The sequence below is a fragment of the Bradyrhizobium sp. IC3195 genome (genome assembly GCF_020193585.1).
GTDB lineage: Bacteria > Pseudomonadota > Alphaproteobacteria > Rhizobiales > Xanthobacteraceae > Bradyrhizobium > Bradyrhizobium yuanmingense.
This window is the reverse complement of sequence record NZ_JADYVG010000011.1, coordinates 148,952-170,846: the sequence shown is the minus strand read 5'-3', so window position 1 is coordinate 170,846 and position 21,895 is coordinate 148,952. Positions and strand designations below refer to the sequence as shown.

At 63.7% G+C, this 21,895-nt stretch carries 19 protein-coding genes; 14 read left to right on the top strand and 5 right to left on the bottom strand.

Annotated features, from left to right (window positions below):
- Positions 1 to 5 precede the first annotated feature (5 nt).
- The 7 genes from pqqD to I6F09_RS21805 all read left to right on the top strand — a co-directional run bounded on the left by pqqD (position 6) and on the right by I6F09_RS21805 (position 8,071).
- Positions 6 to 317 (top strand): pyrroloquinoline quinone biosynthesis peptide chaperone PqqD, encoded by a 312-nt coding sequence (gene pqqD / locus I6F09_RS21835; RefSeq protein WP_025034414.1) that lies wholly within the window; start codon positions 6 to 8, stop codon positions 315 to 317.
- Positions 314 to 1,495, top strand: coding sequence for a pyrroloquinoline quinone biosynthesis protein PqqE (gene pqqE / locus I6F09_RS21830; protein WP_225189014.1), 1,182 nt, complete (start codon positions 314 to 316; stop codon positions 1,493 to 1,495). The genes pqqD and pqqE overlap by 4 nt, the downstream gene beginning before the upstream one ends.
- Entirely contained in the window at positions 1,485 to 2,471 is a 987-nt protein-coding gene (gene pip / locus I6F09_RS21825; protein WP_109144748.1) for a prolyl aminopeptidase, read from the top strand. Before pqqE ends, pip begins: the two co-directional genes overlap by 11 nt.
- Positions 2,472 to 2,484: 13 nt before the next feature.
- A complete protein-coding gene (locus I6F09_RS21820; RefSeq protein ID WP_225189013.1) occupies positions 2,485 to 3,162 on the top strand; it encodes a DUF4286 family protein in 678 nt (225 codons plus the stop codon).
- A 240-nt stretch (positions 3,163 to 3,402) separates the two neighbouring features.
- Entirely contained in the window at positions 3,403 to 5,202 is a 1,800-nt protein-coding gene (locus I6F09_RS21815) for an FAD-dependent oxidoreductase (RefSeq protein WP_036007315.1), read from the top strand.
- Complete coding sequence (locus I6F09_RS21810; RefSeq protein WP_225112121.1) at positions 5,172 to 7,019, top strand: 2-oxoacid:acceptor oxidoreductase subunit alpha; 1,848 nt, start codon at positions 5,172 to 5,174, stop codon at positions 7,017 to 7,019. Before I6F09_RS21815 ends, I6F09_RS21810 begins: the two co-directional genes overlap by 31 nt.
- Positions 7,016 to 8,071, top strand: coding sequence for a 2-oxoacid:ferredoxin oxidoreductase subunit beta (locus I6F09_RS21805; RefSeq protein ID WP_036027279.1), 1,056 nt, complete (start codon positions 7,016 to 7,018; stop codon positions 8,069 to 8,071). Before I6F09_RS21810 ends, I6F09_RS21805 begins: the two co-directional genes overlap by 4 nt.
- Here I6F09_RS21805 and I6F09_RS21800 read toward each other — a convergent pair whose 3' ends face one another.
- Entirely contained in the window at positions 8,072 to 8,518 is a 447-nt protein-coding gene (locus tag I6F09_RS21800) for a DUF4399 domain-containing protein (RefSeq protein WP_225134507.1), read from the bottom strand.
- A 17-nt stretch (positions 8,519 to 8,535) separates the two neighbouring features.
- Positions 8,536 to 10,101, bottom strand: coding sequence for an SUMF1/EgtB/PvdO family nonheme iron enzyme (locus I6F09_RS21795; protein WP_225134506.1), 1,566 nt, complete (start codon positions 10,099 to 10,101; stop codon positions 8,536 to 8,538).
- Between the two features lie 305 nt (positions 10,102 to 10,406).
- Between I6F09_RS21795 and I6F09_RS21790 the strand changes: the two genes are divergently transcribed.
- From I6F09_RS21790 to I6F09_RS21765, 6 genes are all read left to right on the top strand, one after another.
- Positions 10,407 to 11,039, top strand: a complete 633-nt coding sequence (locus I6F09_RS21790) for a hypothetical protein (protein ID WP_225189012.1) — start codon at positions 10,407 to 10,409, stop codon at positions 11,037 to 11,039.
- Between the two features lie 39 nt (positions 11,040 to 11,078).
- Positions 11,079 to 11,528 (top strand): DsrE family protein, encoded by a 450-nt coding sequence (locus I6F09_RS21785; RefSeq protein WP_225189011.1) that lies wholly within the window; start codon positions 11,079 to 11,081, stop codon positions 11,526 to 11,528.
- A gap of 221 nt (positions 11,529 to 11,749) precedes the next feature.
- Positions 11,750 to 12,073 (top strand): metalloregulator ArsR/SmtB family transcription factor, encoded by a 324-nt coding sequence (locus tag I6F09_RS21780; RefSeq protein WP_225189010.1) that lies wholly within the window; start codon positions 11,750 to 11,752, stop codon positions 12,071 to 12,073.
- Positions 12,070 to 12,498, top strand: a complete 429-nt coding sequence (locus tag I6F09_RS21775) for an SRPBCC domain-containing protein (RefSeq protein ID WP_036007293.1) — start codon at positions 12,070 to 12,072, stop codon at positions 12,496 to 12,498. The genes I6F09_RS21780 and I6F09_RS21775 overlap by 4 nt, the downstream gene beginning before the upstream one ends.
- 39 nt (positions 12,499 to 12,537) lie before the next feature.
- Entirely contained in the window at positions 12,538 to 12,741 is a 204-nt protein-coding gene (locus I6F09_RS21770) for a hypothetical protein (protein ID WP_036007290.1), read from the top strand.
- 11 nt (positions 12,742 to 12,752) lie between these two features.
- The gene (locus I6F09_RS21765; protein ID WP_225189009.1) at positions 12,753 to 13,193 is read left to right on the top strand and encodes a DUF1801 domain-containing protein; all 441 of its coding nucleotides are present in this window, start codon (positions 12,753 to 12,755) and stop codon (positions 13,191 to 13,193) included.
- 213 nt (positions 13,194 to 13,406) lie between these two features.
- On the opposite strand, the gene I6F09_RS21760 is transcribed toward I6F09_RS21765, so the two are convergent.
- From I6F09_RS21760 to I6F09_RS21750, 3 genes are read right to left on the bottom strand one after another with little or no spacing between them, the layout of a single operon-like run.
- Positions 13,407 to 14,945, bottom strand: a complete 1,539-nt coding sequence (locus I6F09_RS21760) for a SpoVR family protein (protein WP_225112114.1) — start codon at positions 14,943 to 14,945, stop codon at positions 13,407 to 13,409.
- Positions 14,942 to 16,219: a YeaH/YhbH family protein gene (locus tag I6F09_RS21755; RefSeq protein ID WP_193374965.1), complete on the bottom strand. Its 1,278-nt coding sequence runs from the start codon at positions 16,217 to 16,219 to the stop codon at positions 14,942 to 14,944. The genes I6F09_RS21760 and I6F09_RS21755 overlap by 4 nt, the downstream gene beginning before the upstream one ends.
- A gap of 30 nt (positions 16,220 to 16,249) precedes the next feature.
- Entirely contained in the window at positions 16,250 to 18,193 is a 1,944-nt protein-coding gene (locus I6F09_RS21750) for a PrkA family serine protein kinase (RefSeq protein WP_036007284.1), read from the bottom strand.
- Positions 18,194 to 19,044: 851 nt separating this feature from the next.
- Between I6F09_RS21750 and I6F09_RS21745 the strand changes: the two genes are divergently transcribed.
- On the top strand, positions 19,045 to 21,894 hold the full coding sequence (locus I6F09_RS21745; RefSeq protein ID WP_225189008.1) for a bifunctional transaldolase/phosoglucose isomerase: 2,850 nt from the start codon (positions 19,045 to 19,047) through the stop codon (positions 21,892 to 21,894).
- The last annotated feature ends 1 nt before the right edge of the window (position 21,895 follow it).

Sequence of the window (21,895 nt, the reverse complement as noted above, 5' to 3'; positions counted from 1 at the left end):
AAGCAATGGCCGGGCCGCGGAACATCAGCGTCAGCGAGGCGAGCCGCCCCGTGCTGCCGCGGCATGCCAAGCTCAGATATGACGAGACCCGCAAGGTCTGGGTGATCCTGGCGCCGGAGCGCGTGCTGGCGCCGGACGAGATTGCGGTCGAGGTCTTGCAACTCTGCAACGGCGAGCGCAATGTCGGCGACGTCGCCGATCAGCTCGCCGCAAAGTACGCAGCGCCGCGCGAGGCGATCCTGGCCGACGTCATCGCCATGCTGCAGGATCTCGCCGACAAGGGCTTTCTCACCGAGATCAGGGAGAAGACGTCATGAGCGACGTGACCATCCCGCCCAGCGACAGCCTCGCGGTGCTTGAGAAGCAGCGCTCGACGGCGGAGACGTTCGGCATTCCGCTCGCCGTGCTGCTCGAGATCACCCATCGCTGCCCGCTGCAATGTCCCTATTGCTCCAACCCGGTCGAGCTCGACCGCTCCGGCAAGGAGCTGACGACCGAGGAATGGAAGAAGGTCTTGAGCGAGCTCGCCGAGATCGGCGTGCTCCAGGTGCATTTCTCCGGTGGCGAGCCGACGGCACGGAAAGATCTCGTCGAGCTGGTCAAGCATGCCAGCGACGCCGGGCTCTATACCAATCTCATCACCTCGGCCGTGCTGCTGACGCGCGAGAGGCTCAGCGATCTCGCAGATGCCGGGCTCTGCCATGTGCAGATCTCGTTCCAGGGCATCGAGGACGGCCTCGCAGATCGCGTTGCCGGCTACAAAGGCGGCCACCGCAAGAAGCTCGAAGTCGCGAAATGGACGCGCGAGCTCGACCTGCCGCTCACCGTGAACGCGGTGATGCACCGGCAGAACCTGCACCAGCTGCCCGACATCATCCAGATGGCGCTCGATCTCGATGCCGACCGGCTCGAGGTCGCCAATGTGCAATATTACGGCTGGGCGCTGAAGAATCGCGCCGCGCTAATGCCGACCGTGGCGCAGCTCGATGAGTGTACCCGCCTCGTTGAGGAGGCGCGCGAGCGGCTGAAGGGCCGACTGACGATCGACTACGTGGTGCCGGATTATTACGCGCTGCGGCCGAAGAAGTGCATGGGCGGCTGGGGCCGGCAGTTCTTCAACATCTCGCCCGCCGGCAAGGTGCTGCCCTGCCATGCCGCCGAGAGCATCACCGGGCTCGATTTCGAATCGGTGCGCTCCAACCATTCGATCGCCTGGATCTGGCAGAACTCGGAGGCCTTCAACCGCTATCGCGGCACCGGCTGGATGAAGGAGCCGTGCAAGTCTTGCGAGTTCCGCGAGATCGATTTCGGCGGCTGCCGCTGCCAGGCCTTTGCACTGACCGGAGACGCCGCCAATACCGACCCGGCCTGCGCGCTGTCGCCGCTGCACGAGACCATCTTCAAGCAGGCGGAAGCCGAAGCCGAGGGCGAGACCAGCCGCTTCCTCTATCGCAACTTTGCCGGCGGCACCCTGGAATCCGAGAATGACGCCTGACGCCGACGCGGGCACAGCGGCCAAACGCACTGATCCCTTTGCGCCGCTGACCTCCGATATGCTCGACGTCGGCGACGGCCATGAGCTCTATGTCGAGAGCGTCGGCCGCAGCGACGGCATCCCCGCGGTCTATCTGCATGGCGGGCCCGGCAGCGGCTGCCAGCCCGACCATCGCCGGCTGTTCGATCCCGACCGCTTCTGCGCCGTGCTGTTCGACCAGCGCGGCTGCGGCCGCAGCCGGCCCAAGGGATCACGCGAGCACAACACCACACAGCATCTGATCGCGGACATGGAAACGATCCGCGAAAAGTTTGGCTTCGAACGCTGGATGGTGGTCGGCGGCTCCTGGGGCGCGACGCTGGCGCTGGCTTATGCAGAGGCGCATCCCGAGCACGTCTCGGGCATTGCGCTGCGCGCGACGTTTCTCGGCACGCGAGCAGAAGTCGAGACGGCCTTCACCTCGCGCCTGTCGCAATTCCATCCGGCGCTGTACGAGGATTTCCTCAGCGTGCTGCCGCCAGAGGAGCGCGACCGGCCGGTGGATGCCTATTGGCGCCGCATCCTCGATAGCGACCCTGCCGTGCATGGCCCGGCGGCGAAGGCCTGGCACGACACCGAGCGCGTCTTGTCCGAGCACAAGCCGGCACGGACGCGGCTCGACCTCGCCGGGCTGAACGTCTGGCGCACATTGCCGGCGACGCCGTTCATGGAAGCGCATTATTTCATCAACGACAGCTTCATGAACGAGGACCAGCTGCTGCGGAACGCGGGCCGGCTCGACGGCATTCCCGGCATGATCGTGCAGGGGCGCTATGATCTGTTGTGTGCTCCCGCGACAGCGCAGGCCCTTGCGAAAGTATGGCCCGGTTCCGAGCTTCGCATCGTGGAAGAAGCCGGGCATTCGCTCTATGATGGCGGCGTGAGGGACGCGGTCATGAAGTCGATCGCGGACCTTGCGTCGAAGATCGGGCGATGAGAGGACAAGAAGAATGCCGCTCGCCGGAAAGGGCATGCTGCTGACGTCGATGAACATCGACGCTGCGGACGAGGCCGATTTCAACCGCTGGTACGATCGCGAGCATCTGGAAGAGCGTGTCGCAATCGACGGATTTCTCGAAGCGCGGCGCTATGTCGCGCATGCCGCCAACCCCAAATATCTCTCGCTGTACTCGACCGAAACGCTCGGCGTGCTCGACAGCCCCGCCTACCGGGCACGCCTCGCCGACCAGACCGAATGGTCGCGGCGATCCATGGCGCGCTTCAGGGACATGCTGCGCGTGGTCGCGCGCATCACGATCAGCAAGGGTACTGGCCGCGGCGCGTCGCTCGGCCTGGTGCGGCTGCGGCCGACGCCCGACAACGCCGGTGCGTGGCGTGATGCGCTGCAAGAAAAGCTGGCGCCGCAGGACCGCGACGGCATCATCTCGATGCACCTGCTCGAAAGCGAGCCGGAATTGTCGGGCGCAACGGCGGGAATTCCGGCGGTGCGCAACGAGGGCGCGCGCGACTGGTTCGTGCTGATCGACGGCACGCATGTCAATGCGGTCTCCGCCGTCATCGCAGAGCGCTTCACCGGCCCGGCTGCGGCGCCCTTCCCGCTCCCCATCTCCGTCGGCACCTACTGCCTGATGTGGGACCTCGCCAAGAGCGATATCTCGCGCGGCTGAACGGCATCCGCATCGCAGCATATTGCACCGCACGCATTTCGTGCGCCGCGCGTTAATGCCGTGCACGCGTAGCTCCCATGAAAGCGGTGACGCGCGCAAATTTGCCGTTGTACTTCGGAACGGTTCTAATAAGCTAACCCAATGACGTCATTCAGAAACCAGATCGAAGCGCGTTAAGCGCTCGCCAAGCTCAAACAAAAAAGGCCGCGGGGTCTTCGGGCCTGCGCGGACAGGGTAGGAATGAAACCGACCGACATCGCGGCCCCCGACTACTTTCACAAAGTGGTCGATTGCCAATGGGCCTGTCCTGCGCACACCCCGGTTCCCGAATACATCCGATTGATCGCCCAAGGCCGCTACAGCGATGCCTACATGATCAATTGGAAATCGAACGTATTTCCCGGCATTCTGGGACGCACCTGCGATCGTCCCTGCGAGCCGGCGTGCCGGCGCGGACGCGTCGAGGAAAACCCTGTCGCGATCTGCCGCCTCAAGCGCGTCGCCGCGGATTTCAAGGACGACATCAGGCAGCGGCTGCCGAAGCCCGGGCCGAAGAACGGCAAGCGCGTCGCGCTGGTCGGCGGCGGTCCCGCTTCGCTGACGGTGGCGCGCGATCTCGCGCCGCTCGGCTATCACTGCACCGTATTCGATGCCGACCCGGAAGCCGGCGGCATGATGCGCACGCAGATCCCGAAATTCCGCCTGCCCAATTCGGTGATCGACGAGGAGACCGGCTACATCCTGGGTCTCGGCGTCGAGTTCAAAGGCGGCCACCGCATCGACAGCATGAAGGCGCTGCTTGCCGAGAAATACGACGCCATCTTCGTCGGCTCCGGCGCGCCGCGCGGCCGCGAGCTCGAGCTTCCCGGCCGGAAAGAGGCCGCCGCCAACATCCATATCGGCATCGAATGGCTGGCCAACGTGTCGTTCGGCCATGTCGACAAGATAGGCAAGCGCGTCATCGTGCTCGGCGGCGGCAACACCGCGATGGATTGCTGCCGCACCGCGCGCCGGCTCGGCGGCGAGAAAGTCACGGTGGTCGTGCGTTCCGGCTTCGACGAGATGAAGGCCTCGCCCTGGGAGAAGGAAGACGCGATCCACGAGGATATCCCGATCCTCAACTACATGGTCCCGGTGGCCTTCAAGCATGTCGCCGGCAAGCTGATCGGCGTCACCTTCCAGCACGTCAAAGCCGAATACGACGCCAAAGGCCGCCGCAATCTGGTGCCTTCGGGCGATCCCGATCAGACCATTCCCTGCGACGACGTGCTGGTCGCGGTCGGTCAGGAGAACGCCTTCCCCTGGATCGAGCAGGATTGCGGCATCGAGTTCGACAAATGGCACATGCCGAAGGTCGATCCGAAGACCTTCGCCTCGACCAATCCGAAAGTGTTCTTCGGCGGCGATGCCGCGTTCGGCCCGAAGAACATCATCTGGGCGGTCGCGCACGGCCATGACGCCGCGCTGTCGATCCACAAGATGCTCTCGGGCGAAGCGGTCGACGAACGGCCGCTGCCGGAGGTGCAGATCTCCTCGCAGAAGATGGGCATCCACGAATGGAGCTATGACAACGACATCTCGCCCGACAAGCGCTATAAGGTACCGCATCGCGACAAGGTCGTTGCGCTGAAGGACATCCGCGCCGAGGTCGAGCTCGGCTATGATGTCAAGCTGGCGCTCGGCGAAGCGCATCGCTGCCTGAACTGCGACGTGCAGACCGTGTTCTCGACCTCGCTCTGCATCGAGTGCGACGCCTGCGCCGACATCTGCCCGATGGATTGCATCACCTTCACCGCCAACGGCGAGGAAAGCGATCTGCGCCAGCGCCTGAAGGCGCCCTCCGCGCATCCGGACCAGGACCTCTACGTCTCCTCGGACCTGAAGACCGGGCGGGTGATGGTGAAGGACGAGGATGTCTGCCTGCATTGCGGGCTGTGCGCCGAGCGCTGTCCCACCGGCGCCTGGGACATGCAGAAATATTTCATCGAGATGACCCACGCAGGTTCGACATGTCCGACAAAAAGCCGATCAGCAGCGTAAACGACTTCGTCGTCCGCTTCGCCAACGTCAACGGCTCGGGCTCGGCCAGCGCCAACGAGATGTTCGCGCGCGCGATCCTGCGCCACGGCGTGCCTGTCAGCCCACGCAACATCTTCCCCTCCAACATCCAGGGCCTGCCGACCTGGTACGAGGTGCGCGTGACGGAAGCCGGCCATCTCGGCGCACGCGGCGGCGTCGACATGATGGTGGCGATGAATCCGCAGACCTGGGACAAGGACGTCGCCGGCATCGAGCCCGGCGGCTACCTGTTCTACGATTCCACCAAGCCGATGCCGTCGACCAAATTCCGCGACGACATCACAGTGATCGGCGTGCCGCTGACTGCGATCACCAACTCGACCTATACCGATCCGCGTCAGCGACAGCTGTTCAAGAACATCATCTATTTGGGCGCGCTCAGCGCGTTGCTCGACATGGACCCCAAGCTGATCGAGCAGCTGATCGGCGAGCAGTACAAAGGCAAGGAGAAGCTGCTCTCCTCCAACGTCCATGCGCTGCATCTCGGCCGCGACTGGGCGCTGCAGAACCTGAAATGTCCGATTGGGCTGCGCGTGAAGAAGTCCGACAAGGTCGGCGACCGCATCTTCATCGAGGGCAACAGCGCCGCCGCGCTCGGCGCGGTCTATGGTGGCGCCACCGTGTGTGCCTGGTATCCGATCACGCCGTCCTCGTCGGTGGCCGAGGCTTTCACCGCCCATTGCAAGAAGTACCGGCACGATCCTGAAACGGGCAAGGCGAAATACGCGATCGTGCAGGGCGAGGACGAGCTCGCGTCGATCGGCATCGTGATCGGCGCGTCCTGGAACGGCGCCCGCGCCTTCACGGCGACCTCCGGCCCCGGCATCTCACTGATGACGGAGTTCATCGGCCTCTCGTACTTTGCCGAGATTCCGGCCGTGATCATGAACATCCAGCGCGCCGGCCCCTCCACGGGCATGCCGACCCGCACCCAGCAATGCGACATCATCGCCTGCGCCTATGCCTCGCATGGCGACACCAAGCATGTGCTGCTGTTCCCCGAGGACCCGGCCGAGGCCTTCGAGTTCGCGGCCGCCGCCTTCGATCTCGCCGAGCGGCTGCAGACGACGATCTTCCTGATGCTCGATCTCGACATCGGCATGAACCACCGGCTCTGCCGCCCGCTGAAGTGGGACGATGCCAGGCAATATGACCGCGGCAAGGTGATGACGGCGGCGATGCTGGAGGAAGGCCGCGACTTCGGCCGCTATCTCGACGTCGACGGCGACGGCATTCCCTACCGCACCTATCCCGGCACGCATCCGACCAAGGGCTCCTACTTCACCCGCGGCACGTCGCGGGACCGCTATGCGCGCTACTCCGAGGAAGGCACGGTCTACGCCGACAACATGCAGCGCCTGATGCGCAAGTTCGAGACCGCGCAGGACCTGGTGCCGCGTCCGCTGCAGGCCAATGCGGAACGGCCGACCAAATATGGCGTGATATATTTCGGCTCGACCTCGCCGGCGATGGACGAGGCGATCGGACTTCTGGAAGCGCGCGGGCATCAGCTCGACCGTCTGCGCATCCGCGCCTTCCCGTTCCACTCCAGCGTGGCGAGCTTCCTCGCCGAGCACGATTTCGTCTACGTCGTCGAGCAGAATCGCGACAGCCAGCTGCGCCAGCTCATCGTCAACGAGAACGGCATCGATCCCGTCCGGCTGGTGCCGATCGTGCATTACGACGGCACGCCGATCACCGCCCGTTTCATCGCCAAGGCCATTGGCGACCACCAGGACCACCTCAAGGTGACCCCGCTCCGCAAGGCCGTGTCATGACCTACATCGCAAAACCGAAATTCCATCATCCGGGGCTGAAGAAGAACGCGCTCGGCTACACGCATCGGGACTACGAGGGCAAGATCTCGACGCTGTGCGCGGGCTGCGGCCACGATTCGATCACGGCCTCGATTATCGAGGCCTGCTACGAGCTCTCGATCGAGCCGCACCGGGTGGCGAAGATCTCCGGCATCGGCTGCTCGTCAAAGACGCCGGACTATTTCCTCGGCAATTCGCACGGCTTCAATTCCGTGCACGGCCGCATGCCATCCGTGCTGACAGGCGCCAATCTCGCCAACCGCGATCTGATCTATCTCGGCGTCTCCGGCGACGGCGATTCCGCCTCGATCGGCTTCGGCCAGTTCGCGCATTCGATTCGGCGCGGCGTCAACATGACCTACATCGTCGAGAACAACGGCGTTTACGGCCTGACCAAGGGTCAGTTCTCGGCCACCGCCGACCGCGGCTCGAAGAGCAAGAAGGGCGTCACCAACACTGACAACGCCATCGACCTCGTCGCGATCGCGCTGCAGTTAGGGGCCACCTTCGTGGCGCGCTCGTTCTCCGGCGACAAGAGCCAGCTGGTGCCGCTGATCGCAGCCGCGATCGGCCACAAGGGCGCGTCCTTCATCGACGTCATCAGCCCCTGTATCGCCTTCAACAACCATGCCGGCTCGACCAAGAGTTTCGACTATGTCCGCGAGCACAACGATGCCGTGAACCGGCTCGACGTGCTGGTCGGCCGCGATCCCATTGCGGTGGACTATGCGCCCGGCACGGTGCAGGTGGTCGAGCAGCACGACGGCAGCAAGATCGCGCTGCGCAAGATCGACGCCGATTACGATCCGCACGACCGGCTGGGCGCCCAGACCTTCCTCGCAAGGCACGCCGCCAAGGGCCAGATCGTCACCGGTCTTCTGTACGTCGATCCTGAGGCCGAAGACCTGCACGAGCATCTCAACACGGTCGAAACCCCGCTCAACGCGCTGGAAGCGGATACGCTCTGCCCGGGCTCCGCGGTCCTGGACAAGATCAACGCCAGCCTGCGGTGATCATCTTCGCGCTGATGCCGCCGGCCTGACGCGTATCGTGATCTTCTCCGACACGACGGGTGGTTCGAACGGATAGTGCTTGGCGTCGCCAAGCACCAGTTGCAGCGTGTGCGTGCCCGGCGGAAGCTCGAGGAACGTTTCGGTTTGTCCGGCTCCGAAATGCAGATGGGACTTGTCCTGCGGAATCGGCTCCTTGACATCGATGGGGTCTTTCACATCGATCAACAGATGATGGTGGCCGGCATTGTGGTAGTCGTCACCGGCATGCGTCACGCCCATGTTGCGCAGGCCGAAACGGACCCAAAACCCACCACGTATCTTCTGGCCGTCATACGGCGAGATGAAATAGAGCTTGGCGTCCTTTGGCGCAGTTTTGCCTTGCGGATAGGCCGCGCCGGGGAGCAATGCGATGGCGGCCGCCAGCGCGATACAGGAAACGATCTTCATCAAATTGACTCCAGTACCTACGGACTGAGCGCGATCCGGAATCCATGCGTGGGGTAACGAACACCGGTGTCGTATCCACCGCGGTTTGACGGCCGCACATATCTCGCATCGTTCTTCCAGGAGCCTGAGCGCAGGACATGAGAGCCGCAGTCAGGGCTAGTCCACGCCGAGCCGTCGCTGGGCGCTCCCTGATACGTCCGGTGCCAGCAGTCTGCGACCCACTGATCGATGCCGCCGCCCATGTCGTAAAGCCCGAATGGATTGGGCTTGAAACTGCCGACCTTGGCCGGCTGCTCGGCCGCAAGTTCACCGCAATCCTTGCAGCCCGCCATGCCCGGCTGGAGCTTGTCGCCCCACCAATATTTGGTCTGTGTCCCGCCGCGTGCCGCATATTCCCATTCGGCTTCGCTGGGAAGCCGGTAGGGCTTCTTCGTCGCTTGCGCGAGCCAGGCGACATATTGCTGCGCATCGGTCCAGCTCACATTGCTGACCGGAGCATCGTCCTTGCCGGTGGCCGTGAATCCGCACGCCTTGGCGGCAGCGCATTCGTTCCACTCCTGCACCGTCACCGGATATTTTCCGATCGAGAACGGCTTGATCGTGACCTGATGGACGGGTCGTTCGGTCGGATCGTCATTGCTTCCCATCGCGAAGCTGCCGCCACGAATGGCGATCATTTCGGGTTCCCGGACCGGCGTCACCGATGGACTGGATGCCGGAGACGGTGAAGGCGATGCTGCGGGCGGTGGCACCGTTGTGGGCAACGGAGAAGCCGCGGGTGCGGCTTGTGGCGCCGGTGCTGCCGGGCTCGGTAACGACGGAACGGACTGCGGCGTCGGCGAAGCCAACGGCGCCGCGATCGGGGGAGCGGCAGCCTGTTGCCCCACCTGGCTGCGGTGCTGCACCAGCACGTACCAAAGCACGTAGCCGGCAATCACCAGCAATGCCGTGATCAGAAGAAAGAGCAGGACGTTCTCGCGCCGGCTTCGTGTCTTGCCGACGGCATCCGCGTCCGGCAGCACGCGATACACGCGCACGGGATCGGTAATGTTCTTGACCTTGCGGTCGCCGAGTGACTCATAACCGCACACGATCTTGTGCTTGATCTGCTCGTAGATCGCGCCGGATATGTAGACCTGCCCCGGCTGCGCGATGCCCTCGATACGCGTGGCGATATTGACGCCGTCACCATAGATGTCGTCCGGCTCCACGATGACGTCGCCGAGATTGACGCCAATCCGATATTCGAGCCGGGAATGCTTGGGAATCGAGGCGTTGCGGCCGACGAGATTCTGCTGGATGACGATGCTGCATCGAACGGCTTCCACGGGACTGTCGAAAACGGCGATGAAGCCGTCGCCGGTCGTCTTCACCAGACTTCCATGGTGCTCGATGATGCTGGGCTGGATGATGTCGCGCTCGATCCGCTTGACGCGGGCGTGCGTGCCTTCCTCGTCGGCCTGCATCATGCGGCTGTACGAGGCGATGTCACCGACGATGATCGCGGCGAGGCGACGAGGCATTCCGCTGTGCGGCGGCGGCTCGTCGTGATTTCCGGGTCTGAAGTTGCGAATTTCGCCCATGCGGGGGACTCCACAAACTTGCAAGGCAGCCCCAGCCTACGAGCGCCAAAGGCGGTCGTCTGTGAAGGCTACCACATTGACGAACCGAGACAATGTCGCGGCACGCACCGACGTTCGGGTTCCCGGCAATCAAGTCGTCACACCCCTTGAACCTTCTTGATCGGAGCAGTGACTAAGTCCCGCCGTGTCCGCTGCCCGACAACGAGCGACGTGCGACGGTTGAACGCGCTCCACTTCGCCTGCGACCAATTGGCAGACCAGCCCGCGGATGGCGGGCGGATGCCCATCAGGCGCTCGGTGCGACCATGAAGCTTGCCCTTGTTCTTCCACTTGTTCTTCCCCTTGCCTTGGCTGCATTGACCGGCGCTGCCCGGGCCGATGACGGCGATGATATTCGTGAGGCCAGCAAGGCCGAGGCCGAGACCTTCAATACGCGGATGTATGCGAAGCCTCCCGGCGACAAGGCCTATGCCTGCTTCGTCCGCCGCTACGATGCCGACCATCTGGCGCGGCATCCGAAGCAGAAGGTTGCCGCGATGAAGCTGCTGATCTCCGCGGAGTTCGACAAGGAGGACAAGGAGCTGCACCACTCGTTCCGCCTCGGCTTCAGGTACCGTCACCGCAGCGGCGATTTCGACTCCAGCGGCTCGTGCAACCACGCCGTATTCACAAGGAGCGGCGACGAGGTGCGCCTCGGCTGCGGCGTCGACTGCGATGGCGGCGGCATCGGCGTTGCGCTCTCCAAGGACGACAGATCGGCGATCGTGCGGCTCGAACGTGTCAGGGTCTGGCAGAACAACAAGCCGGACGATGACGCCGAGCATTCGCTGACCGCCGGCGCCGACGACAAGATTTTTCGCCTCGACCGCGCCGACAATCGCGAGTGCGCCTCACTGGTGACCGACCGCAAGGAACTCGCGGCGCTGCGCCACAAGTGATATGCCTGAGGCAATGTCAGGCAATCCAGGGAGAATGCCATGAACCGCCGCAGCATCTTGTGGAGCGCCGTCTCGGCTTTGGGTGCGGCGCTTGGCGCCTCCAGCGCGAAAGCCACGACCGCCACCGCGCCGTCGAACAAGCTCAAGGTGGTCTATCACCTCAGCGACGCCGAGAAGGTCCATTTCGTGCTCGGCAACATCCAGAACCACTTCGACGGCGTCGGCGGCCCAGAACATGTGACGATCGCGCTGGTGATCCACGGCCCGGCACTGAAGGCGTTTCACTCGGCGCAGGCCAACCCCGACGTCAGCAAGCGGATCAGTGATTTCTCCAAGGGCGGCTTCGAGCTCGCGGCCTGCGGCAACACGATGAAGGCGCAGAACGTGACGCTGAGCGAGCTGCTGCCAGGCTTCGTCAACGCAGAGAACGGCGGCGTGGTCCGGCTGGCCGAGCTGCAGTCGCAGGGGTATCTGTATTTGCGGCCGTAGCGTTTCGCGGGGCGCCTCCACATTCTCCGTCATTGCGAGGAGCCCTTGCGACGGAGCAATCCAGACTGTCTCCGAGGAGGGATTCTGGATTGCTTCGCTGCGCTCGCAATGACGGCGGAGGACGTTGCGCGAGCGACAGCCATTTCCCTCCAAGTCCACTTGACTCACCCATAACTCTACAGTTATGAGTTAATTCATAACTTCACAGTTATGGATCCTTCATGCCTCCCACCCCCGACCTTCTGTTCAGGACGCTCGCCGACCCGACCCGGCGGGCGATCTTCGAGCGGCTGTGCCGTGAGGGGGAGCAGACGGTCGGGGCGCTCACGGCGCGATCCGGCGTATCGCAGCCGGCGGTGTCGAAACATCTTGGCGCCCTGAAGCACGCGGGCCTGGTTCGCGACCGGCACGAAGGACGGCAGACCCATTACAGCGCGCAGCCCGGTGCGCTCAATCCGCTGATCGACTGGACCGGCCAGATGGCCGGGTTCTGGCAGAAAAGGTTAGATGCCCTCGACGATCTCCTGAAGAGGATGGACCAATGAACGCCCCCGCCGAGACGCGCTCCGTCGTGATCGAGCGCGAATTTGCCTATCCCGCCGAGCGGCTCTGGCGCGCGTTGACGCAGCCGCATCTGATCGAGGAATGGCTGATGAAGAACGACTTCAAGCCGGTCGTCGGCCATCGCTTCAATCTGCGCGGCGAATGGGGCGGCGTGCTGGACTGCGAGGTGCTCACCATCGAGCCGCAGAGGACGCTGGCCTACACCTGGAATTTCTCGCATGAGGACGCCGCCTTCGACCTCAAGAGCATCGTCACCTTCACGCTGACGCCGACGAGCGCGGGCACGCATCTGCGCGTCGAGCAGGCGGGCTTCCGCCCGACGCAGAAACAGGCGTTCGGCGGCGCGCATGCCGGCTGGAAGCAGTTTTTGGCCAAGCTGGACGATTTGCTGGCGCGGGCGAGCTAGCTCCACCACCCATTCCGATCATTCTCAAAGGAGGTCCCAATGAGCACGCCTATGTGGATTCGGCAGATTCATCGCTGGCTGTCGATGGCTTTCACGCTTGCCGTCATCGCCAACATCGTGGCGATGACGATGCAAGTCGAGGCCGTGTGGATCGGCTTCCTGGCGCTGGTGCCGCTGATTCCGCTGCTCGCGACCGGGCTCTATCTGTTCGCGCTGCCTTATCGCGGCCGCAGCAACGCGTGAACGAGGCGGTGATGAAGAAGCCCGTGACGGCGAAGACGAGCAGCGCGAAGCAAGCAGGTACCGCCTCGCCATCCAAGCTGATCGACGGCCGGATCAAGGAGCTCGGCGACTGGCGCGGCGAGATGCTGGGGCGGGTTCGCGCGCTGATCAAGGAGGCCGACCCTGATGTCGTCGAAGAGTGGAAATGGCGCGGTGTTCCCGTCTGGGAGCACGACGGCATCATCTGCACCGGCGAGACCTACAAGGAGGTCGTGAAGCTGACCTTCGCCAAGGGCGCCGCGCTGGCGGATCCCGCAGGTCTCTTCAATTCCAGCCTCGACGGCAATGTGCGCCGCGCGATCGATATTCGCGAGGGCGAAACGATCAACGAGAATGCGTTGAAGGCGCTGATCCGCGCGGCGGTCGAGCTGAATGCGAGCAAGAAGAAGCCGGGGAAGCGATCAGCCTCGTAGACGCGATGGGCCGCCACAAGTGCCTTCCTTCTCCCCTTGCGGGAGAAGGTGGCGCGAAGCGCCGGATGAGGGGTCTCCATCGGCATGGGAGAGTGCGGAGAGATACCCCTCACCCCAGTGAGCTTATGTCTGCCGGCGTCGCTGCCCTCTCCCGCAAGGGGCGAGGGCACATCAATGCGCATCTCGCGTGGTGCCCCATGTAGGCAGCCCCCGTCACGCCACCGCCGCCGCGATCGGGCGCGGGCTGACGACGTATTCGCGCAGGACCTTGTCGTTGGCGTCAACCTCGATCAGTGCGACGTCGTAGGTCCAGAGATCGGCCAGGTGCTGGAGCACGCGCTTGGCGTCGGTCTCGTTGAGCTGCGAGCCCTTGATGACGTGGTGATGCAGGATCAGGCGGCGGTCGCCGGAGAGATCGACGTCGACCACCTCGATATTGGCATCGATGAAGCCGACATCGTGCTGCCGCGCCAGCTCGCGGCGGACGCGGCGGAAGCCGCGCTCGTCGTGGATTGCGTCGACCCGGATGCCGGCGCGCTCCTCGGGATCGTCGTGCAGGTGGAACATGCGGAAGTGCCGCATCAATTTCGGGCTCAGGAATTGGCCGATGAAGCTCTCATCGCGGTAATTGGCCCAGACGTCGCGCAGCACGCCCATGACGTCGCCCTTGCCGGCGATGTCGGGAAACCACTCGCGGTCCTCGTCTTCGGGATTGGCGACGATGCGCTCGATGTCCTGCATCACCGCGAAGCCGAGCGCGTAGGGGTTGAAGCCGGAGAAACGCGGGTCGTCGAATTCGGGCTGGAACACCACATTGGTGTGCGACCCCAGAAATTCGAGGAAGTTGCCGTCGCTGATGCGACCCTGCTCGTGCAGCTTGGTCATGATGCGATAATGGACGTAGGTCGCCGTCCCCTCGTTCATGACCTTGGTCTGGCTCTGCGGATAGAAATATTGCGCGATGTGGCGAACGATGCGGAGCAGCTCGCGCTGCCAGGGCGCCAGCCGCGGCGCGCTCTTCTCCAGGAAATAGAGCAAATTCTCCTGCGGCAGGCCGAGCAGCTTGCGGCGGCGCTCGATGCTGAGCGTGGAGCGGCTCTTGGCGGCGCCCTTCGGCACGGTGCGCCAGAGATCGTTGAAGACCTCCTCCTCGTGCTGGCGGCGACGCCCTGCCCGCTTCTCCTCGGCGCGCAGATCGAGCTTCTTCTTGCCGGGATAACGGTCGATGCCGTGCGACATCAGCGCGTGCGCGGCGTCGAGCGTGCGCTCGACCTCGATGCGGCCGTAGCGATCCTCGCACTGCATGACGTAGTTCTTGGCGAAGTCGAGATAGTCCAGGATGCCGTCGGCATCGGTCCACTGCTTGAACAGATAATTGTTCTTGAAGAAATGGTTGTGGCCGAAGGCGGCGTGCGCGATCACCAGCGTCTGCATCGTCGCCGTGTTCTCCTCCATCAGATAGGAGATGCAGGGCGAGGAGTTGATGACGATCTCGTAGGCCAGCCCCATCAGGCCCTTGCGGTAGGACGCCTCATGGAACGCGAAGTGCTTGCCGAACGACCAGTGCTTGTAGAACAGGGGCATGCCGACCGACGAATAGGCGTCCAGCATCTGCTCGGCGGTGATGACCTCGATCTGGTTCGGATAGACGTCGAGGCCGAGATCCTTCAGCGCCACCTCCTCGCAGGCATCGGTGATGCGCTGCAAGGTGTGGAAATCCCAATCGGCGCCTTCGAACAAACGTTCCTTCATGGAGCGGCCTTCTCCTGGGCAGTGTCGCGGCGCTGGAACAGATCGTGGAATACCGGGAAGATCTCGCTGCGCTCCGAGACCTTGCGCATCGAGAGCGGGGCGCCGCTGTTGCGCAGGCGTTCGTAGAGGCTCCAGAGCGAGGAGTCGGAGAGATCGAAGGCGCTGCCGCCGGCCTCGCCGACCTCGAGATAGGCGAAGAACTGGCAGACCGGCAGGATCTTCTCGGTCAAGAGGAGCCCCGTGAGCTCGCCGTCGGAATAGGAATTGTCGCCGTCGGAAGCCTGCGCGGCGTAGATGTTCCAATCCGACGGGTTGAAGCGCTCGCGCACGATCTCGTGCATCGCCTGCAGCGCACTGGAGACCAGCGTGCCGCCCGAGGCCGGACCGTAGAAGAAAGTCTGCTCATCGACCTCCTCGGCGCGGTCGGTGTGGCGGATGAAGACGATCTCGACGTGCTTGTAGCGCCGCTTCAGGAACACGTAGAGCAGCATGTAGAAGCGTTTCGCCAGGTCCTTCATGTGCTCGGACATCGAGCCGGAGACGTCCATCAGGCAGAACATCACGGCCTGCGCGACGGGCTTGGGCACCGTCTCGAAGCGCCGGTAGCGGATGTCGAGCGGATCGATGAAGGGGATGCGCTTGGACTTCGCCTTCAGCGTTTCGAGCCGGGCCACGAGAGCCGCACGCTCGTCCTCGTCCGTGCAGGCTTCGATCGCGGCTTCCAGCTCCTCGATCTCGTCCTTGCGCGGACGCTTGAGCGCGATGCGGCGGGCGAGCGCGAGCTTCACCGTCCGGCTCACCGAGATGTTGGCGGGCGAGCCGGTCATGGTGTAGCCGGCGCGCTGGATGCCTTCGCTCTCGGTCTGTGCGATCTTGCGCTTGGCGAGATCCGGAAGCTCGAGGTCGTCGAGGAATAGATCGACGAACTCGTCACGGCTCAACACGAAACGGAAGGCATCCTCGCTGTCGCCTTCGCCGGGACCGGAATCCTTGGCGCTGCCCTGCCCGGAGCGCTGGAGATAGTCGCCTTCGATGAACTTCTTGTTGCCGGGCAGGACCATGTCGCGCGTCCCGCCTTCACGGCGGAAACGCGGCTCGTGCATGCCGTCGAGTGGAATCGTGACCTCACCACCCTCCAGGACGTCCTTGATGTCGCGTTCCTGCGAGGTCTTCTTGACGGCGCCCTGCACCAGGGATTTGGCCCGACGCAAGAACCGCTGGCGGTTCTCAAGACTCTTGCCGCCTGGATTCAGGCGCCTGTCAATAATGTGAATGGGCACTTTACCATTCGCCTCCCATCCGCCTCAACCGGCCTGCTTCACGCGCATGTACCATTCGACGAGCCGGCGAACCTGACGTTCGGTATAGCCGCGCTCAACCATGCGTGCGACGAACTCGCCGTGCTTCTTCTCCGTCTCGCCGTCCTTCTTCGACCCGAAGGAGATGACCGGAAGCAGGTCCTCGACCTGGGAGAATATCCGCTTTTCGATCACATCGCGAATCTTCTCGTAGGAGGTCCAGGTCGGGTTTTTGCCGCCGTTCTGGGCCCGGGAGCGTAACGAGAATTTGACGACCTCGTTGCGGAAATCCTTGGGGTTGGCGATGCCCGCCGGCTTCTCGATTTTCGTCAGCTCCTGGTTCAAAAGCTCGCGATCGAGCAGCTGGCCGGTATCGGGATCCTTGAAGTCCTGGTCCTCGATCCAGGCGTCGGCATAGTCGACGTAGCGATCGAACAGGTTCTGCCCATAATCCGAGTAGGATTCGAGATAAGCCTTCTGGATCTCGTTGCCGATGAACTCGGCGTAGCGCGGTGCGAGCTCGGCCTTGATGAACTCGAGATAGCGTTTCTCGGTCTCCTCAGGCAGCTGCTCGCGGCGGATCGCCTGCTCCAGCGCGTACATCAGATGCACGGCGTCGGCGGCCACCTCCTGCGGATCGTGGTTGAACGTCGCAGCCAGGATCTTGAAGGCGAAGCGGGTCGAGGCGCCATCCATGCCTTCGTCGACGCCGGCGGCGTCGCGATATTCCTGGACGCTGCGCGCCTTCGGATCGGATTCCTTCAGGCTCTCGCCGTCGTAGACCCGCATCTTGGCGAACAGGGTGGAGTTCTCGTGCTTGCGCAGGCGCGACATCACCGAGAACCGCGCCAGCGTCTCCAGCGTCGACGGCGCGCAAGGAGCCGAGGCGAGCTCGGAGCCCTGGATCAGCTTCTCGTAGATCTTCTGCTCCTCGGTGACCCTGAGGCAGTAGGGCACCTTGATGACGCAGATGCGGTCGATGAAGGCTTCGTTGTTCTTGTTGGCCTTGAAGCTCGCCCACTCGGCCTCGTTCGAGTGCGCCAGGATGATGCCGGTGAACGGGATCGCGCCGATATTCTCGGTGCCGATATAGTTGCCTTCCTGGGTTGCGGTCAGCAACGGATGCAGCATCTTGATCGGCGCCTTGAACATCTCGACGAACTCGAGCACGCCCTGGTTGGCGCGGTTGAGGCCGCCGGAATAGCTGTAGGCGTCGGGATCGTTCTGGGCGTAGGTCTCGAGCTTGCGGATGTCGACCTTGCCGACCAGCGAGGAGATGTCCTGGTTGTTCTCGTCACCGGGCTCGGTCTTGGCGATCGCGATCTGGCGCAGCCGCGACGGCTGGATCTTGGCGACCCGAAACTGGGAAATGTCGCCGCCGAACGCTTCCAGCCGCTTGTAGCACCACGGGCTCATCAGGCCGGTGAGGCGACGGCGCGGAATGCCGTACTTCTCCTCCAGCATCGGACCGAGCTGATCGGGATCGAACAGGCTGAGCGGGCTCTCGAACACGGGCGAGAGCTCGTCGCCGGCCTTGAGCACGTAGATCGGCTGCACTTCCATCAGCGACTTGAGCCGCTCGGCGAGCGAGGACTTGCCGCCGCCGACCGGGCCGAGCAAATAGAGGATCTGCTTGCGCTCTTCGAGACCTTGCGCCGCATGGCGGAAGAAACCGACGATGCGCTCGATGGTTTCTTCCATGCCGTAGAAGCCGGCGAAGGCTGGATAGGTGCGGATGGTGCGGTTCAAAAAAATACGGCCAAGGCGTGGGTCCTTGGCCGTGTCAATCGTCTGAGGCTCACCGATCGCCGCTAGCAGTCGTTCAGCCGCGTTCGCGTATTTCATGGGATCGCTTCGACACGATTCCAGATATTCCGCCATCGACATGTCGTGCTGGCTTCTCGCCTCGAACGACCGAGCGAAAGCGTTGAATAGAGAATCGTTGTACATGATCCCTCTCCGCGTGAGTTCCGCTACAAGCTGAAACGAAAGCAGTTACCGGACCGTTCCTCAGGCCGTTTCGAATCAGCGTGAGCACATGACAATCATTGGACACCCGGGTGGCGACTCGACGCAACGCACAACGTAGGCACTCCATGAGTTACGAACAGGCACCTGCCTGTAATTTGTGCGAATCTCTGTCTATTCTGGCTCATTTCCAGAAAATGTCACTCGGTCGCCACATCCGGGCGTTCCCGGGGATGGCCCCATCCGGCGGTGCAGCATAGCGATCGGGGAGCGGCGATCTTATGACGCTTGTACGGCGAAGCCTTGCGGTCCCCGTTCATCTTCCTGCTGCAATGCGGTGTGCTGGCGGCCTGTACGTCGCGGCAACGCGCAGCACCGTGTCACAGTCGCTGCCAGGCCAGGCCCACCCCGACGGATGACAACGCGATCGTTCTGTGCGTAACGGCCAGCTTGGGATGCTGCGGAGCTCTTCGCATGTCCGGCGTTGGCCTCAGCACGATCATTTCGTGACCGCGGCAATCTTCGAGCAAGATTTCCGCTATCGAACCCCGTGGCAGAAATTCATTGTCGATACGGAGAGCGCGGATGCGAAGGAGTGGATGACGACGACATGCCCGCTGGACAGCGAGGCGCTAAGATCGGCCGGATGGTGAACGACCTTTACGCAACAGCAAGCTGCCCGTCTGGATCGCCATGATCGCGACGGAGTTACACTGGAGGGTATGACTCCTGCACCCTTGATTGGTTCCCTCCCGGGTGCATGTAGGCTAGAGGATAGCGCGTCAGACCTTCGCGAAAACCCCTCGTCCGCAGGCTTGGAGATAATAAGCATCATGAATCCCGTCAAAGAACTGGAAAAGCACGGACAGGCGGTCTGGCTCGACTTCCTGGCCCGCGGCTTCATCGCCAAGGGCGACCTGAAGCGGCTGATCGACACCGACGGCGTCAAGGGCGTCACCTCCAACCCGTCGATCTTCGAGAAGGCGATCGGCAGCTCGGACGAGTATGACGCCCCGATTGGCAAGGCGCTGAAGCGCGGCGACCGCACCGTGGCCGACCTGTTCGAGGCCGTTGCGATCGAGGACATCCAGAACGCCGCCGACGTGCTGCGCCCGGTCTACGACCGCCTCAAGGGCGGCGACGGCTATGTCAGCCTGGAGGTCTCGCCCTATCTCGCCATGGACACATCGGGCACGATCGCGGAGGCGCGGCGGCTCTGGAAGGACGTCGGTCGCAAGAACCTGATGGTGAAGGTGCCGGCGACGCCGGAGGGCCTGCCGGCGATCGAGCAGCTGATCAGCGAGGGCATCAGCATCAACATCACGCTACTGTTCTCCAAGGCCGTCTATCTCGAGGTGGCCGAGGCCTACATCGCCGGTCTCGAGACCTACGTCGCCGGCGGCGGCGATCCGTCGCATGTGGCCAGCGTCGCCAGCTTCTTCGTCAGCCGGATCGATTCGGTGGTCGACAAGCAGCTGGACGAGAAGATCGCCCGCGCCAACGATCCGTCCGAGAAGGAACGTCTCGCCGCGCTCAAGGGCAAGGTGGCGATCGCCAACGCCAAGCTCGCCTACCAGGACTACAAGCGCCTGTTCGCAGGCCCGCGCTGGGAGAAGCTCGCCGCCAAGGGCGCCAAGCCGCAGCGCATGCTGTGGGCCTCCACCGGCACCAAGAACAAGGATTACAGCGACGTCCTCTATGTCGAGGAGCTGATCGGCCCAGACACCATCAACACCGTGCCGCCTGCAACGCTGGATGCGTTCCGCGACCACGGCAAGCCGCGCGACAGCCTGGAGGAGAACGTCGAGGACGCGAAGCGCGTGCTGGACGAGCTGGAGCGCTCCGGCATCTCGCTCGATGCGATCGCCGAGGAGCTGGTCAAGGACGGCGTCAAGCTGTTTGCGGATGCCGCCGACAAGCTTTACGGCGCCGTCGCCCACAAGCGCGCCGTCGTGCTCGGGCCCGCACTCGACCGCCAGCAGCTCTCGCTGGGCGACGGGCTCGGCAAGGCGCTGGCCAAGACCGCGGAGGAATGGCGGGCGTCGGCCAAGATCCGCAGGCTGTGGCAGCGCGACAAGTCGGTCTGGACCGGTGCGGACGAGGACAAATGGCTCGGCTGGCTCGACAGCCCGCACCAGGCCGACATTGCCGATTACGAGGACTATGCGGGCCGCGTGAAGGGCCAGAAATTCTCCGACGCCGTCGTGCTCGGCATGGGCGGTTCCAGCCTCGGCCCCGAGGTGCTGGCGGAGACCTTCGGCAAGAAGCCCGGCTTCCCCAAGCTGCACGTGCTCGACTCCACCGATCCGGCACAGGTGCGGGCGATGGAGGCGAAGATCGACATCGCCAACACCGTCTTCATCGTCTCCAGCAAGTCCGGCGGCACCACCGAGCCGAACGCGATGAAGGACTATTTCCACGAGCAGGTTGCCAAGGCGGTGGGTGCAAAGGTGAAGACCGGGCATCGCTTCATCGCGGTGACCGACCCCGGCTCGTCGCTGGAGAAGGCGGCGAAGCAGCTGAACTACGCCCGCATCTTCCATGGCGAGCCCTCGATCGGCGGACGCTATTCGGTGCTCTCGCCCTTCGGCTTGGTGCCGGCGGCAACCGCGGGCATCGACGTCAAGAGCTTCGTCAAGCATGCGCTGGCGATGGCCCGCTCCTGTGGCCCCGATGTGCCGCCGTCCGAAAACCCGGGCGTGCAGCTCGGCCTTGCCATAGGTCTCGCGGGACTCGAAGGCCGCGACAAGGTGACGATCCTGGCGTCGAAGAAGATCGCCGATTTCGGCGCCTGGGCCGAGCAGCTGATCGCGGAATCGACCGGCAAGGAGGGCAAGGGCCTGATCCCGATCGAGGGCGAGCCGCTGGGCGATCCCTCCGTCTACGGCAACGACCGTTTCTTCATCGACATCCGCGTCGAAGGCGAAGCGGACGCAGCACACGATTCCCAGCTTGCAGCGATCGAGGCGGCGGGTCACCCCGTGGTGCGCATCGTCATGAAGTCGATCGAGCATCTCGGCCAGGAATTCTTCCGCTTCGAGATGGCAACCGCCGTGGCCGGCAGCATTCTCGGCATTAACCCGTTCGACCAGCCGGACGTCGAAGCGGCCAAGATCAAGACCCGCGAGCTCACCGCCGCGTTCGAGAAGACCGGCAAGCTGCCGGCGGAAGAGCCGGTGGTCAGCACCAAGGAAGCCGATCTCTACACCGACGAGGCCAATGCCACGGCGCTACGCGCCGCCGGCGCCAATGGCGATCTCGGCTCCTGGCTGAAGGCGCATCTGTCGCGATCCAGCGACGGAGACTACGTCGCCCTGCTCGGCTACATCGCGCGCGACAAGGCCACGATCGACGCGCTTCAGGCCATGCGCCTCGAGGTGCGCGAGAAGCGGCATGTCGCAACCTGCGCCGAGTTCGGCCCGCGCTTCCTGCATTCGACGGGACAGGCCTACAAGGGCGGGCCCGACAGCGGCGTCTTCCTCCAGATCACCGCCGATGACGCCAAGGACCTGCCTGTGCCGGGCCAGAAGGCGAGCTTCGGCGTGATCAAGGCGGCGCAGGCGCGCGGCGATTTCGACGTGCTGACGGAACGCGGCCGGCGTGCGCTGCGGGTGCACCTGAAGGGTGGGCTCAAGAAAGGCCTTGCCGCGCTCAATGCAGCGCTCAACGACGCGCTGAACTAAA